14 protein-coding genes are annotated in these 14,826 nt (G+C 65.8%); 8 read left to right on the top strand and 6 right to left on the bottom strand.

Annotated elements, in window-relative coordinates:
• Positions 1 to 81: 81 nt before the first annotated feature.
• The 3 genes from B2W22_RS05815 (at position 82) to B2W22_RS05805 (ending at position 2,893) form a co-directional block, all read left to right on the top strand.
• Complete coding sequence (locus B2W22_RS05815) at positions 82 to 282, top strand: heavy-metal-associated domain-containing protein (RefSeq protein WP_175185363.1); 201 nt, start codon at positions 82 to 84, stop codon at positions 280 to 282.
• A gap of 177 nt (positions 283 to 459) precedes the next feature.
• Positions 460 to 1,188: a glutathione peroxidase gene (locus B2W22_RS05810; RefSeq protein ID WP_108005634.1), complete on the top strand. Its 729-nt coding sequence runs from the start codon at positions 460 to 462 to the stop codon at positions 1,186 to 1,188.
• A gap of 274 nt (positions 1,189 to 1,462) precedes the next feature.
• The gene (locus tag B2W22_RS05805; RefSeq protein WP_175121702.1) at positions 1,463 to 2,893 is read left to right on the top strand and encodes a dihydrolipoyl dehydrogenase; all 1,431 of its coding nucleotides are present in this window, start codon (positions 1,463 to 1,465) and stop codon (positions 2,891 to 2,893) included.
• A 209-nt stretch (positions 2,894 to 3,102) separates the two neighbouring features.
• On the opposite strand, the gene B2W22_RS05800 is transcribed toward B2W22_RS05805, so the two are convergent.
• Genes B2W22_RS05800 through B2W22_RS05790 form a run of 3 tightly spaced genes read right to left on the bottom strand, consistent with a single transcriptional unit; the run spans position 3,103 to position 6,078 of the window.
• On the bottom strand, positions 3,103 to 3,993 hold the full coding sequence (locus B2W22_RS05800) for a 23S rRNA (adenine(2030)-N(6))-methyltransferase RlmJ (protein ID WP_175121701.1): 891 nt from the start codon (positions 3,991 to 3,993) through the stop codon (positions 3,103 to 3,105).
• 13 nt (positions 3,994 to 4,006) lie between these two features.
• Complete coding sequence (ugpQ, locus tag B2W22_RS05795; RefSeq protein ID WP_175136628.1) at positions 4,007 to 4,756, bottom strand: glycerophosphodiester phosphodiesterase; 750 nt, start codon at positions 4,754 to 4,756, stop codon at positions 4,007 to 4,009.
• Positions 4,753 to 6,078: a M20/M25/M40 family metallo-hydrolase gene (locus tag B2W22_RS05790; protein WP_286936591.1), complete on the bottom strand. Its 1,326-nt coding sequence runs from the start codon at positions 6,076 to 6,078 to the stop codon at positions 4,753 to 4,755. Before B2W22_RS05790 ends, ugpQ begins: the two co-directional genes overlap by 4 nt.
• Positions 6,079 to 6,431: 353 nt before the next feature.
• Here B2W22_RS05790 and B2W22_RS05785 point away from each other — a divergent pair, with 353 nt between their 5' ends.
• Entirely contained in the window at positions 6,432 to 8,390 is a 1,959-nt protein-coding gene (locus B2W22_RS05785) for a SurA N-terminal domain-containing protein (protein ID WP_286936589.1), read from the top strand.
• Between the two features lie 16 nt (positions 8,391 to 8,406).
• Here B2W22_RS05785 and B2W22_RS05780 read toward each other — a convergent pair whose 3' ends face one another.
• A complete protein-coding gene (locus B2W22_RS05780; RefSeq protein WP_175121697.1) occupies positions 8,407 to 9,054 on the bottom strand; it encodes an arylesterase in 648 nt (215 codons plus the stop codon).
• Between B2W22_RS05780 and B2W22_RS05775 the strand changes: the two genes are divergently transcribed.
• Both B2W22_RS05775 and B2W22_RS05770 read left to right on the top strand, forming a co-directional pair.
• Positions 9,053 to 9,730, top strand: a complete 678-nt coding sequence (locus tag B2W22_RS05775; protein WP_105238766.1) for an ABC transporter ATP-binding protein — start codon at positions 9,053 to 9,055, stop codon at positions 9,728 to 9,730. The two genes, B2W22_RS05780 and B2W22_RS05775, sit on opposite strands and share 2 nt — an antisense overlap.
• A gap of 58 nt (positions 9,731 to 9,788) precedes the next feature.
• Positions 9,789 to 10,091 (top strand): hypothetical protein, encoded by a 303-nt coding sequence (locus B2W22_RS05770; protein WP_286936586.1) that lies wholly within the window; start codon positions 9,789 to 9,791, stop codon positions 10,089 to 10,091.
• A gap of 66 nt (positions 10,092 to 10,157) precedes the next feature.
• Here the strand turns inward: B2W22_RS05770 and fabV are convergent, their stop codons facing one another.
• The gene (fabV, locus tag B2W22_RS05765) at positions 10,158 to 11,348 is read right to left on the bottom strand and encodes an enoyl-ACP reductase FabV (protein WP_175185356.1); all 1,191 of its coding nucleotides are present in this window, start codon (positions 11,346 to 11,348) and stop codon (positions 10,158 to 10,160) included.
• A 118-nt stretch (positions 11,349 to 11,466) separates the two neighbouring features.
• Positions 11,467 to 12,429 carry a DMT family transporter gene (locus B2W22_RS05760; RefSeq protein ID WP_175121694.1) on the bottom strand — a complete coding sequence of 321 codons (963 nt, stop codon included), beginning with the start codon at positions 12,427 to 12,429 and terminating at the stop codon, positions 11,467 to 11,469.
• A gap of 93 nt (positions 12,430 to 12,522) precedes the next feature.
• Between B2W22_RS05760 and B2W22_RS05755 the strand changes: the two genes are divergently transcribed.
• On the top strand, positions 12,523 to 13,410 hold the full coding sequence (locus B2W22_RS05755) for a LysR family transcriptional regulator (RefSeq protein ID WP_175121693.1): 888 nt from the start codon (positions 12,523 to 12,525) through the stop codon (positions 13,408 to 13,410).
• A 339-nt stretch (positions 13,411 to 13,749) separates the two neighbouring features.
• Positions 13,750 to 14,796 (top strand): TRAP transporter substrate-binding protein, encoded by a 1,047-nt coding sequence (locus tag B2W22_RS05750; protein ID WP_105238771.1) that lies wholly within the window; start codon positions 13,750 to 13,752, stop codon positions 14,794 to 14,796.
• Positions 14,797 to 14,826: the final 30 nt, after the last annotated feature.

The following is a 14,826-nucleotide window of genomic DNA, read 5'->3' as shown; positions in this document are numbered from 1 at the left end:
CGCTTGACCTTGACATGATGGGAACGTTTAACCTGCCCGACATGGTGGCTCAAGCGCCGCCGTCAACTTTTGGAGAAAACCATGAGCATCGCTTTCCAAGTGCCCGACATGACCTGCGGCCATTGCGTCAAGACCATCACCGGCGCCGTCAACGAGGCTGTCCCGGGCGCCGTGGTCGCCGTGGATCTGCCCACGCATCGCGTCACCATCACCGGCACCGACCAGGCCGACAAGGTAGAAGCCGCCATCCGCGACGCGGGTTACGAGCCGGCCCGCGTCTGAGGACGCGAACGCGGCTTTGTGATAGCTTCGGTCTTTCGCAAAATATTTAGTAATCGCCAAAAGCTATCGATCAATTAAGTTAATTAAATTGGATTAATTGATAGTCGAGATTTATGATTCTTTTCATGGCGGGCCAGAAACCCGCCACTTAAGTTATCAAACCAAGGAGAGAATCGAATGCTGCAAAACCGCGAAGGCCAACGTGTTCCGAATGTGACGTTCCCCGTTCGTGAGGACAACACGTGGAAGAAGGTCACGACCGACGACCTGTTCAAGAACAAGACGGTCGTGGTCTTCTCGCTTCCCGGCGCTTTCACGCCGACCTGCTCGTCCACCCACCTGCCGCGCTACAACGAACTGGCTCCCGCGTTCTTCGCCGCCGGCGTCGATAGCATCGTCTGCGTGTCGGTCAACGACACCTTCGTCATGAACGAATGGGCCAAGGACCAGGAATCGGCCAACATCACGCTGCTGCCCGACGGCAACGGCGCCTTCACCGAAGGCATGGGCATGCTCGTCGACAAGAGCGACCTGGGCTTCGGCAAGCGCAGCTGGCGCTATTCCATGCTGGTCAAGGACGGTGTCGTTGAAAAGATGTTCATCGAGCCGGAAAAGGAAGGCGATCCGTTTGAAGTGTCGGACGCCGACACCATGCTGGCTCACTTCGCGCCGTCGGCCAAGAAGCCTGACCAGGTCGTGGTGTTTTCGAAGCCGGGCTGCCCGTTCTGCGTCGAAGCCAAGGCGCTGCTGGACAGCAAGGGCTACGCCCCGATCGAGATCCCGCTGGAAAACAAGGTCCGTGGCCGCGTGATCGGCGCAGTGTCCGGCAAGGGCACGGCCCCGCAGGTGTTCATCAATGGCGCCCTGATCGGCGGCCTGGAAGACCTGAAGGCGCACTTCGCCTGATAGACCGGCGAGACGGCCGGGCAGGGGCATGGCCCCCGCCCGGCCGCCCGGACGCGCGGCGGTTGATTCCGCACTGGCCGCCGCGCGCGCCGGCGCAAGGGCCGGCAACGTAGCCGCCGCGCTACTCCCGCAAGTTTCCCTTCTTTTGCGCCCTTGTGCGGGCGCCGTGCGTCCGCAATCAGGGCGCAGGACGGCGTTTGCCTCGAGGGCACGCAACAAGGCGGAATTTGCCTTCACATTCTGATCATTACGCGACTACGGGGGACTCCCAATCATGAAGACGCTGCATACCGACATTGCTGTCATCGGCGCCGGCACCGCAGGCCTGGCTGCTTACCGAGCCGCCAAGGCGGCGGGCAAGCGCGCGCTGCTTATCGAAGGCGGCCCTTACGGCACGACCTGCGCCCGGGTCGGCTGCATGCCGTCCAAGCTGCTGATCGCGGCCGCCGAGGCGGCGCACGCGGCGGCGCACACCGATGCGTTCGGCGTGCATGTCGGCGGAGAGATCACGGTGGACGGCGCCGAGGTCATGGACCGCGTCAAACGCGAGCGCGACCGCTTTGTGGGCTTCGTTGTCGACGGCGTGGAAAACATTCCGGCCGAAGACAAGGTGCGCGGCTACGCGAAATTCGTGTCCGACACCGTGCTGCGTGTGGATGACCACACCGAAATCCAGGCGTCCCGTGTCGTGATCGCCACCGGCTCGCGGCCGTCCGTGCCGCCGCCTTTCCGCGCGCTGGGCGATCGCCTCGTTGTGAACGATGACGTGTTCGCGTGGGACGACCTGCCTAACCGTGTGGCGGTTTTCGGGCCCGGCGTGATCGGGCTGGAGCTTGGCCAGGCGCTGGCCCGGCTGGGCGTGGAAGTTCGCGTGTTCGGCATGAGCGGCAGCCTGGGCGGCATCAGCGATCCGCAGGTGCGGCAAACTGCCCGCAAGATCTTTCAGCGCGAGTTCTATCTGGACACCGATGCCCGCGTCCTGGAAACCAGCCGCGTCGGCGACGAGGTGGAAGTGCGTTACGTGGCGCTGGACAACAGCGAGCGCACCGAGCGCTTCGACTACGCGCTGGTCGCCACGGGCCGCCGTCCCAACGTCGATGGTCTTGGTCTGGAGAACACGTCGCTGGCGCTGAACGCGCAAGGCGTGCCGCAGTTTGACCGGCTGACGATGCAGGCGGGCAGCTCGCCGATCTTCATAGCTGGCGACGCCAACGCCGACGCGCCGCTCCTGCACGAGGCCGCCGACGAAGGCCGCATTGCGGGCGAGAACGCGGCGCGCTTCCCGGAAGTGCGCGAGGGATTGCGCCGTGCGCCACTGGGCGTGGTCTTTTCGGATCCGCAGATTGCGCTGGTCGGCGCAGGACACGCCAAGCTGGTGCCGGGCACGTTCGTTACCGGTGCAGTGGATTTCAGCGACCAGGGCCGTTCGCGCGTCATGCTGAAGAACCGCGGCATGCTGCACGTGTACGCCGACATCGAAACGGGCCGCTTCCTGGGGGCCGAGATGATCGGACCCAGCGCGGAGCACATCGGTCACTTGCTGGCGTGGGCCGTGCAGCAGGAGCTCACGGTGGCGCGCATGCTGGAAATGCCGTTCTACCACCCCGTGATCGAGGAAGGCCTGCGCACCGCGCTGCGCGATGCCGCGTCGAAGCTGGCGCTGGCGCAGGAAGCGATGCGCCAGGCCGACGTCGAAACGGTCTGAGCGCCGCAGACGTGAGCGGGTCGAACACGTGAGCGGGTCGCAGACGTAAGCGGGTCGCAGACGTAAGCGGGCCGCGGTCGCAAAAAGGGTCGCTGACGTAAAAGGGTCGCGGACCTCATAGGATCGCGATTGCAAAAAAAGGGCCGCGCCATGAAGGCGCGGCCCTTTGTCGTCGGCGCGGCCGCATTGCCCCGGCGCGGGGCCGGGCTTCAGTCGTCCGATTGCTTCTTCGGCACCGGGAACGGGTTCTCGCGGTATTGCAGCGTGAAGCCTGCGCGTTCGTCCTGCGCCAGTTCGCGCGCCAGATACGGCATCGCCTGTTTCAGCGCGTCGTGCAGCGTCCAGGGCGGGTTGATGAGAAACATCCCGCTGCCGTGCAGGCCGTAACCATCGATGGTCGCCTTTTTGACGGTCAGGGTGGCGTGCAGCCAGCTCTTGACCTTCAGATTCTCGAAATGGCGCGCCATCTCGCTGGCCTCGCGGCGTTGCACCAGCGGATACCAGATGGCATACGTGCCGGTGGCAAAGCGCTTGATGCACTCCTTCACGGTGAGGAGCGTGCGCCGATAGTCGTGCTTGTCCTCATACGACGGGTCGATCAGCACCATGCCGCGTCGCGTGGGCGGCGGCAGCAGCGCCTTGATGCCCTCGAAACCGTCGTCGCCGTAGATCGTGGTCTGGCGCTGCGCGGCACGGCCCTGGTGCTCCAGGTTGCCGACCAGCGTGTCGATTTCGGTGGGATGCATTTCGAACAGGCGCAGGCGGTCGGACGGGCGCAGCGCGTCCAGCGTCAGCCACGGCGAGCCCGGATAGCGGCGCAGCCGGCCGTTGGTGTTGTAGTCGCGGATGCGCGCAACGTAATCGGCCAGCAGCGGCGGCAGGTCCTGCGCTTCCCACAGGCGGCCGATGCCGTCCGCGAACTCGGACGTCTTGGCTGCCCAGTCGCTGTCCAGGCTGTACAGGCCGGCGCCCGCATGGGTGTCGATGACCCAGTACGGGGCGTCTTTCTTGTTGAAGTAGTCCAGGGTATGGACCAGGATGGCGTGCTTGAGCACGTCGGCATGGTTGCCGGCGTGAAAGGCGTGGCGGTAGCTGAACACGGGGCTTTCTGCCTCAGGCGGCGGGCCGGATGGCGGCCAGCTCGTCGGTGAAAATGCCGTCGATGCCCCAGTCGAGCAGCAGGCGCGCGCGCTCGGGGTCGTTGACGGTCCAGGCCGCGATGCGGTAGCCGGCGGCGTGCACGGCGTCGATCAGTTCGCGGGTGGCGTCCTTCTGGTTGATGTTCAGCGCCACGCATTCATATTTGGCAAGGCGTTCGCGCCAGTCGGCGGGCACCTTTTCCACGAGCAGGGCGCGCGGCAATTCGGGCGCGGCCTGGCGGGCGGCTTCCAGGGCTTCTTCGGCAAACGAGGACAACAGCGGCGCGGTGCCGGCGCCTTGCCACAGTTCGCGGGCCGCCAGGGCGACGGCGCGGCCGGTTTCGGCTTCGCGGCCGGGGCAGGGCTTGATCTCGACGTTGCTGGCGATGCCGTTGGCCAGCGTGTAGCGGGCGACGGCGGCAAAGGTGGGGAGCGGTTCGCCGGCGTAGGCCGCCGAATGCCAACTGCCGAAATCAAGCTGCGCCAGTTCGGCGTAGGTCTTGGCGGCGGCAGGGCCTTTGCCGTTCGAGGTGCGGTCGACGTCGTCGTCGTGCATCAGCACCAGCACGTTGTCGCTGCTGAGCTTCACGTCGTATTCAAACATGGTGAAGCCGTGTTCGGCGCCGACGCGCATGGCGGCCAGCGTGTTCTCCGGCGCCAGACGGCCGCCACCGCGGTGCGCGATGTGGCGGGAGTAAGGCCAGGAGGGGAGGTTTGCGGTCATTTGGTGCTGCTTTGAGGTTCTTTTGGGACAGGTTGCAAGGATACCTTGTTCTGCGACACGTCCATGATCATGCGCGTGGCCAGATAGAGGCGCGGCACGATGCTGTTGACCAGGATGTACTCGGCGTCATTCGAATGCGCGCCGAATCCGCTCAGTCCCATGCCCTCGATGACGGGTCCGCGGGCCTTCAGCGCCGCAAAGGCCGCGTCCGTGCCGCCACCGCTGGCCCGGTCCACCACCTTCAGCGGCAGGTCGAGCTCCTGGTAGATCTTCACGCCGTGCTGGGCCAGGGCGCGCGATGCCGCAGTCGCCTCCAGCGGCGGGCGGCGGACCTCGAACTTCACGCTGACCTTGGACTCGGGCAGCAGCTTCTTCTGGATGCGTTCCTCCAGCGTGCGCGCCAGGGCGTCGAAGTCGGACACGCGCAGCGCCCGCGCGTCGCCCTGGGCGGTGGCCAGTCCCGGAATGACGTTGCGGTTGGTGCCTGCCTGGGCGACGGTCCAGTTCAGCTTCAGCCCCTCGTCGGGCTTGGAAAGATCGTCCAGCTGCAGGAGCTGGTGCGACAGCTCGTAGAGCGCATTGACGCCGCCCTCCGGCCGGGCGCCTGCGTGCGAGGTCTTGCCCTGCACCGTCAGGTACGCCGCGCCGATGCCGCTGGTGGCCAGCGTCAGGCGCGGTTCCATGCCGCCGCCCTCGAACGAAAAGACCGCATCCTGGTCGGCGCCCAGGCGGGTGATGGTGCTGCGCGCGCCGGGCGAGCTGATCTCTTCGTCCCCGTTGATCAGCACTGTCAGCGTGCCGTAGTCGGCAAACTTCAGTGTTTTCAGGAGCGCGATCGTGTGCAGGATGGCCGCCACGCCGTGCTTGTCGTCGGCAATGCCCAGGCCATAGGCCTTGTCGCCGTCGATCCTGAACGGCTGGTCCTTCAGCATGCCGTTTCGGTACACCGTGTCCATGTGGGCGATCAGCATGATCTTCTTGCTGCCGCCGCCCTTGAATTCCGCGTGGACCATCGGCCCGACCTTCTCGGGGGTGTCGTCCAGCCGGAATACGTCGGTAGGCGCAATGATCTCGACGGCGCCGCCCAGTTCCTTGAGCCGGTCGCGGATCAGTTCGGCGATGCGTTCAACGCCTTCGACATCCTTGCTGCCCGACTCGATATTCACCAGATCCCGCATGGTATCGAGCATGGCCTGCTGCTGGCCCTTGGCCGCCTCCAGCACATTGGTCACCGGGGCCGCCTGCGCGGCGTGGGCGCAGCTCAAAAACATCAAAGCGACACAGGACTTCAGCAACGGGAGGCGGGAAGGCATGAACGGCATCGTGGGTGACCTTTTTGCGCGCGGGAAGGGGAACCGGCCTTGTGCCGGCCTGGCAGGGCGGCCCTCGATCTGCGGGCTAACCCCAGGTCCACGATACGAGCGCGGGGCGGGGGCGGTAATGGGGGATTCCCGGGTTGACGGACCTCGCCCTCCGTGGGGACGGATGGTCCACGACGCCGCGCATTGCCCGTTGGCTTGGACAATGGCCGCGCAATGAATGAGAAATGGTAAAATCCGCCCGCTGAACCCGGTTTGAACCGGTATGGGAATAGAGGCGAATCGACTTCGCCTTTTTTTATGCGTTTTCGTGCGGCCCCGGGCGTCTACCCCCGGAGCGCGGCAACAGGGATTCCATGTTCGAATTTATTCGCAGCCATCGGCGCTGGATGCAGTTCATCCTGCTGATCTTGATCGTGCCTTCCTTCTTCCTGGTCGGGATTCAAGGCTATGACAGCTTCATGAGTCGGGAGCCCGAGCTGGCGACGGTGGCTGGCCAGCCGATTTCCCGCGCCGAGTTTGATCAGGCGCACCGCAACCAGCTTGACCAGTTCCGCCAGCGCCTGGGCGCCCAGTTCGATCCGGCCGTGATCGATACGCCCGCGCTGCGTGAAGGCCTGCTGAACCAGCTCATCAACCAGCGCCTGCTCGCCAACGTGGCCGCCGACAACCGTTTCTCGGTGTCCGACGAGACGCTGCGCAACACGATCGCCGCCATCCCCGAAGTCCAGGATAACGGCCGCTTCTCGCCCGAACGCTATCGCCAGGTGCTGGCCGCGCAGGGCATGTCGCCGACGTCGTTTGAAGCCGGCCTGCGCCGCGACCTGGCCATCGCCCGTGTGCTCGAGCCCGTCGGCGAATCGGCCCGCGCGCCGGCCGAAGTGGTCGCCGCCGTGGAATCGGCGCTGACCCAGGCCCGCACCGTGCAACTGCGCAACTTCTCCGCCGCCGACTTCCGCTCGCAAGTCACCGTGAACCCGGCCGACATCCAGGCCTGGTACGACGCCAACAAGCAGCAATTGCAGGTGCCGGAACAGGTGCAGGCGCAATACCTGGTGCTGGACGAAGCCGCCGCCACGCAAGGCGTGCAGGTCAAGGACGAGGACCTGGCTTCGTATTACGAACAGAACAAGAACCGCTTTGGCCAGCCCGAGCGCCGCCGCGCCAGCCACATCTTCATCGAGCTGCCGTCGGGCGAAGACGCCCGCAAGGCCGCGCGCGCGAAGGCCGAAGACATCGCCAAGCAGGCCGCTGCCGATCCCGCCAAGTTCGCCGAACTGGCTGCCAAGAATTCGCAGGACGCCGGCTCGGCCGCCAAGGGCGGTGACCTGGGCTGGATTGCCCCGGGTGCGCAGCCCGGCCCGTTGGACAAGGCCATCTTCGGCCTGGCCCAGAACCAGGTGTCCGGCGTGGTCGAAAGCCCGTTTGGCCTGCACATCGTCAAGGTCACGGAAATCAGCCCGGGCGCCGTCAAGCCGCTGGCCGAGGTCAAGGACCAGATCACCGCGGAAGTCCGCAAGCAGATCGCCGCGCAGCGTTTTTCCGAGATGGCCAGCCAGCTGAACAAGCAGGTCTACGACCAGCGCGACAGCCTGCAACCGGCTGCCGACGCCGTCGGCCTGAAGCTGCGCACCGCTTCCGGCGTCACCCGCGAAGGCCTGCTGCCCGCCGACAAGGCCGGTCCGGGCTCCGCCGCCGACAGCCCCGACGCCGCGCTGTTGGACAACCCGCGCGTGCGCCAGGTGCTGTTCTCGCCCGACGTGCTGCGCGAAAAGCAGAATTCCGGTGTGATCGAACTCGCGCCCGATACGATGCTGGCCGTGCGCGTTGCCTCCGTTGAACCGGCCCACGTGCCGCCGCTGGACAAGGTCAGCGAAGTCATTCGCGCCAAGCTGCTCGACGAGCGCTCCGCCGAAGCCGCCAAGAAGGCCGGCGAGGCGGCCCTGGCGGCCGCCAAGGCTGATCCCGCCGCGACGCCCGAAGGCTTCGGCCCGGCCATCAGTGTGACGCGCCAGAATCCCCAGGATCTGTCGCGCCCGGTGCTGGACGCCGTGATGCGCCTGCCGTCGGCCACGCTGCCGGCCTTCACGGGCGTGCAGTCCGGCGTGGACTACACGCTGGTGCGTCTGGAAAAGGTGGAAGCCGGCAAGTCCGATGCCGCCGACATGGAGCGCCTGGCGCAGCAACTGTCGGGTGCATGGGGCCAAGCCGAAAACGAGGCTTTGATCCGCATGCTGCGCCAGCAGTACGAGGTGAACGTCACGCCCGCTGCCGCGGATGTCATCCGCGGCGATCAGGCCCAGGCCGCGGGCTGATCGCCCTGGCAGATAGTCAGTTCAACATGGGCCGCAGCGCCGGCCACACGTTGTCCAGCAATTGAGGCTGGGCATCCTCGTTAGGGTGGATGCCGTCAGCCTGAAACATCGCCCGGTTCGTCGCGATACCTTCCATCAGGAAGGGCACGAGCCGGGCGTTTTCGTTTTTGGCCACATTGGAAAACACCGCGGCGAAGCGTTGGGCGTAGTCCCGTCCGTAATTGGGCGGAATCTGCATCCCGACGATCAGCACGTCGGCATCGGCCTTGCGCGCCGCCTGGGTCATGGTCCGCAGGTTTTGCTCGGTCATGTTCAGCGGCAGGCCGCGCAACGCGTCGTTGGCGCCCAGCTCCAGCACCACGACCGCCGGCGCATGCTGGCGCAGCAGGGCGGGCAGGCGGGCAACGCCGCCGCTGGTCGTGTCGCCGCTGATGCTGGCATTGACGACCTGGAACTTCGGGTATTGTTCTGAGATCCTCGCGGACAGCAGGGGCACCCAGCCCGTGCCGCGTTTGATGCCGTACTCGGCGGACAGGCTATCGCCCACCACCAGCACGGTGCGCGGCGTGGAACCCTGGGGCGCCGCGGCGGTCTGAGCGTGGGCGGGCGCCGCCGCGGCGGTCGCGAAGGCAGTCACAAGAAGCAGACGGGAAAATAGGCGCATGGATAGCAATAACTCAATCGTGGTGAAAGGGCTGGGCAAGCGGGTGGCCGATGCCGGTGGATCGCTTTCTATCCTGGAAGGAATTGATTTTACGGTCGCGGCGGGCAGCGCCGTGGCCATCACGGGCAGCTCGGGCTCGGGCAAGTCGACTCTGCTGGGACTGCTGGCCGGTCTGGATGTTCCCAGCGTGGGCAGCGTACACCTTGCCGGGCAGGACCTGTTCGCCCTGGACGAAGACGGCCGCGCGCGCCTGCGGGCCAATCACGTCGGCTTCGTGTTCCAGTCCTTCCAGTTGCTGCCCAACCTGACCGCGCTGGAAAACGTGATGCTGCCGCTGGAGCTGGCCGGCCAATCCGCACGCGAGGCCGCGCAGGCCATGCTGGAACGGGTGGGGCTGGGCGCGCGCCTGCACCACTATCCGCGCACGCTGTCGGGCGGCGAACAGCAGCGCGTGTCGCTGGCCCGTGCGTTTGTCGTGCAGCCGGACCTGCTGTTTGCCGACGAGCCCACCGGCAGCCTGGATGCCGCAACCGGCGTGACGGTCATCGATCTGATGTTCGACCTGCACCGCGAGCACGGGACGACGCTGGTGCTGGTCACGCACGATCCGCAACTGGCGGCGCGCTGCGGACGGCAACTGGTGCTGGCGGCCGGCCGCATGGTCACGGACGATTGAGACGAATACCCATTGCTGTCGCAAATGTGCGGGAGTAGGCTAACTCCAAGGAGTTGCCATGTCTGCCCGTACATCCATCCATGCGTTCTTGGTTGTTGCGTTGCTGGCGCCCGCCGTTGCCGGCGCGAGCGGTGGTGTCATCCGCTTTGTCGGGGGCATTGTGGAGCCGGCAGGCTGCATGCCGCGTGTAACGCCGGCAAGCGCCGGTGGATTCCCCCGCGTGGTCTGCGTGCCTGAATCCCGGACCCGCGCAGTGGATCCGGCGCCGCGGGTCAAAACCTCCGTGCGGGAAGTGCCCACGGAGACTACCGAAGACCGGGCCGCGGGTAAGCGCTATCTGGTGACGCTGGAATACCTGTAGGAATGGCGCTGTCCCGGTGCGCCGGGGCAGCATGAGCAACGCGCGGCCGGCGCTACCGGCCTGCGTTCACCCCAGATTGCGGATCTCTACGACCGGATCGACGTCGGCCGCGTAATCGACGCCGTCGATTTCAAACCCGAACAGCCGCATGAAATCGCGCTTGTAGCCAGCAAAATCGGTCAGCGCATAGAGGCTGTCCGTATCGACCTGATCCCACAGCGCCTGCACCCGCGCCTGCACCTTCGGGTCCAGTTCCTTGTAGTCGGCCCGCAGCCGGCCTTCGTCGTCCAGGATGGGCGACGGGCCGCACAGGCTGTCGCGATAAAGCCCATACACCTGCTCGATGCAGCCTTCGTGCGTGCCGTCTTCCTTCATGACCTTAAAGAGCAGGGACAGGTACAGCGGCATCATCGGGATGGCCGAGCTTGCCTGCGTGACCACTGCCTTGAGCACCGACACGCGCGCGTCGCCCCCGTGTTCCGAAAGCTTGGCCCGGATGTCCAGCACGCGCTGGTCCAGGTCTTTCTTGGCCGCGCCGATGGACCCGTTCCAGTAGACGTCGTGCGTGATCTTTTCGCCCAGATAGGTAAAGGCCGTGGTGGTGGCGCCCTCCGCCAGCACGCCGGCCTCCAGCAGCGCGTCGATCCACATCTGCCAGTCTTCGCCGCCCATCACGGCGACGGTGGCGTCTATTTCATCTTGCGAGGCGGGTTCCAGCACGCCGTCCTTGATGAGTTCCTTGTCGGTGTCCAGGCCGCGCAAGGTCACGGATTTGCCGATGGGCTTGAGCGTGGAGGTGTAGACCTGGCCCGTCTTCGGGTGCGTGCGTCGCGGGGCGGCGAGGCTGTAGATGACCTGATCGACCTGACCCAGGTCCGCCTTGATGGCGGCGATGGTCTTTTGCTTGATCTCATCGGAAAAGGCGTCGCCGTTGATGCTCTTGGCGTACAGGCCTTCGGCCTCGGCAAACTTGTGGAACGCGGCGCTGTTGTACCAGCCCGGCGTGCCCGGCTTGGCGGCGTCGCCCGGCCGTTCGAAGAAGACGCCCAGCGTCTGCGCGCCACAGGCAAAGGCCGCGCTGATGCGTGCGGCCAGCCCATACCCCGTCGACGCGCCCAGGATCAACACGCGCTTGGGCCCCCCGGGCACCGGTCCTTGCGCCTTCACGTAATCGATCTGTTGCTTCACGTTGGCTTCGCAGCCGGCAGGATGGGTGGTGACGCAGATGAAACCGCGCACGCGGGGCTTGATGATCATGGGAGCCTCTTGTTGGGAATACGCCAGGGACGGATGCGGGAATGGGCATCAGGCGAAGCGCATTGTACGGGAGGCGGCCGGCCCGCGATTTCGAATCTGTCGCCGTTCAACGCCGGGCTTACGTGCCGCGGGCAGCCCGCGCCGCCGCGGCGCTTTGCGCGCGGCCCCGGCGCCATTCGATCATGCCGATCCCCACGCCGCTGGCGCAGATGATCGCGATGCCCAGCCAAGTCAGCGGGTCGGGAAAATGGCCCCATACCAGCCAGCCCACCGACGTGGCGCTGATGATCTGCAGGTAGATGAACGGCGCCAGGGTGGACGCCGGCGCGCGGCGGTAGGCGGCGATCTGGAACAGGTGGCCCACGCAGCCCGTAATGCCGGTGGAGATCAGCACGGCCCAGTCGAACGCCGACAAGGCCTGCAGGAAAGGCAGCGCGGGCGGCAGGATGAAGGGCAGGGCAAGGGTCAGGCAGATCGTGCCCACCGCACCGCTCCAGATCAGCGAGGTGAAGGGATCGTCGCCGGCGACGCGGCGCGTGGCGATGAACTGGGCCGTGAAGCAACAGGCCGTCAGCAGGCCGAAGATCGTGCCCACCGGGTGCAGGCCGCCGCCGGGGCGGATGACGATCAGCACGCCGACAAAGGCGATGCCCGCCGCGATAAAGCGCGACATGCGCGCGGGTTCCTTCAGGATCCAGGGCGCCAGCGACAGCACGAGCAACGGCGCCAGGAAATTGATGGACGTGGCCTCGGCCTGGGGGATGTAGCTCAGCGTCGTGAAGAACATGAGCGTGGCCAGGAACATCGAGCCGCCGCGGATGAGCTGCTCGCGCGGCTTGGTGCTGCGCAACACGCGCATGCCGCGCGCGGGCAGCACAAGCGCCAGCACAAGCACCAGGTGGATGGCGTAACGGAACCACGACAGCACGAGCAAAGGTACGCCCGCGTCCATGACCCACTTGCCGCTCGCGTCCAGGCACGACAGGGTCCACATCGACAGCACCAGCAGCAGCACACCGATCATCGGGCCGCGCGCGGCGGACGCGCCGGGGCGCGGGCGACCGTTATCGGCCGGGGACATGGAGGGTACTCCTTTCAGCGTGCACGAGGCATGGCGCCTTTGGGGCGATGGGCGGCTGACATGATACGCTCATCGCGCCGGGGGAAAAGGCCAATGATAGAACTACGCAACGTCGAAACGTTTTTTTGGGTCGCCACGCTGGGCAGCTTTCGCGCCGCGTCCGACAAACTCAACACCACGCAACCCGCCGTCTCGCAGCGCATCGCTTCGCTTGAAGCCGACCTGGGCGTCAAGCTGTTCGAGCGTGATGCGCGCGGCGTCAAGCTGACCGCCAAGGGACACGAACTGCTGTCGCATGCCGAGCGCATGCTGCAGGTGCGGCGCGACATGTTCGAAGCCGCGCGCGAGCAGAACGTCATGTCGGGCACCGTGCGCATCGGCGTGGCCGAGACCATCGTGCAGACCTGGCTGCCCGCGCTCATTGAACTGATCCACGCGACGTATCCCGCGCTGGTGCTGGAAATCGAAGTCGATACCACGCATGTGCTGCGCTCGCACCTGATGTCGCGCCAGATCGATCTGGCGTTTCTGATGGGGCCGGTGCTTGAAGCACGGGTCGAGAATCTACCGCTGTGCACCTATCCGCTGGCGTGGGTCGCCAGTCCGCTGCTCGATCTGGGTCCCGAGCCCCTGACGCTTGCAACGATCGGCAAGCTGCCGATCATCACGTATCCCTCCAACAGTTCGCCGTACCGCGTGGTGCGCGACATGCTGACCCGTGCGGGTGTCACGTCGCCGCGCATGTATGGCAGCGCCTCGATGTCCATGGTGGTGCGGATGACGCAGGACGCCATCGGCACCAGCGTGATCGCGCCCGTGTTTCTGGGCAAGGAGCTGGCGCGCGGCGAGTTGCGCATTCTGCAGGTGCAGGCTGATCCGCTGCCCGAGTTGAGCTTCACCGCCACGTGGGTGCAAGGGCCGGACAGCCATGCCGTGCGCGTCATCGCGCAGATGGCGCAGAAGGTTGCCGCGCAGACCTGACCGGCAATTCGGCCGTAGGTGTTTTCCCGAGCGGGCGGCGTCGCGGATTGCTTGTTGCATAAGCGAGAAGGGTGCGGGCGCGCTTGCCCGTCGGCCGCAAAGCCGCGCCGATGCGTCGTTTGCGCGGATTGGCGCCGCCGTGCGCCGCGAGACCCAAAAAATATTTATACCCCCACATCGGAACTTACGATTGGACGCTCGCCGCCCCTGACGCTGCAATGGCGCTCATAACGGAGTAGCGGCTGGATACACATCCGAGACCACCGATTCCTACCGGCGCGCAACCAGGACAACGGGATCCCGCGCGCGGCACACGATCCCGCAGCCAGGAGTTTTTCCATGAAGAAGTCCCTTGCTTTTGCCGCCATCGCCGCCAGCCTTCTGGCTGGCGCCGTCCACGCCCAGGACCTTCCCAAGACCCACTTGAAGATCGTGGGCGGCTTGTCCAACCTGACCGCCTACAACGACTACGAAAAGCCGTTCTGGACGAAGACCATTCCCGAGCAGTCCAAGGGACAGGTCACGGCGGAGATCAAGGGCTTCAATGAAATGGGCTTGAAGGGGCCCGAGCTGCTGCGCCTGATGTCGCAGGGCGTCATCGAATTCGGCACCGCCACGCTGTCCTACTTCGCCAGCGACAACCCGATCAACGAAGCCATCGACCTGGCTGGCCTCGCGCCCGACGTCAAGACCGCGCGCGCCGTGACCGAAGCCTTCGAGCCCGTCTACGCCAAGCTGTACGGCGAAGGCAACAACGTCAAGTTGCTGGGCATCTCCACCTACCCGGCGCAGGTGCTGTTCTGCAATGCCGAGATCAAGGGCCTGGCCGACATCAAGGGCAAGAAGGTCCGCACCAGCAGCCGCACCACGGCCGAATTTGTGGAAGCACTGGGCGGTTCGAGCGTGACGATGGCCTTCGGCGAAGTCGTTCCCGCGCTGCAGAACAAGGTGGTCGATTGCGCCATCACGGGCTCGCTGTCGGGCTACTCCGCGAAGTGGTACGAGGTGTCAACACACCTGGTCGCGCTGCCGATCAACTGGAACCAGCAGATCCATGCCGTCAACCAGAAGGCCTGGGACAAGCTGGATCCGAAGGTGCGCACGTTCCTGCAGGACAACGTCAAGACGCTGGTCGACAACATCTGGGATGCCGCCGCCCGCCAGACGCAGGAAGGCTATGACTGCAACACCGGCGCGGCCGCGTGCCCGTTCCCGGTCAAGGGCAAGATGGTCCTGGTGCAACCCTCCGACGCCGACAAGGCGCTGCTCAAGAAGGTGGCGCAAGAGGCCGTCCTGCCCAAGTGGGCCGCCCGCTGCTCGGCGCAGTGCGTGAAGGACTGGAATGCCACGGTCGGCAAGACGCTGAACCTGACCGCCAGCAAGTAAGCGCCAGGACGCGCCGGCCCGCGGGCCGGC

This window comes from Achromobacter sp. UBA4530 (genome assembly GCF_002388205.1).
In the GTDB taxonomy this organism is placed as follows: domain Bacteria; phylum Pseudomonadota; class Gammaproteobacteria; order Burkholderiales; family Burkholderiaceae_B; genus Achromobacter; species Achromobacter animicus.
This window is presented reverse-complemented; position numbering and strand designations above follow the sequence as displayed.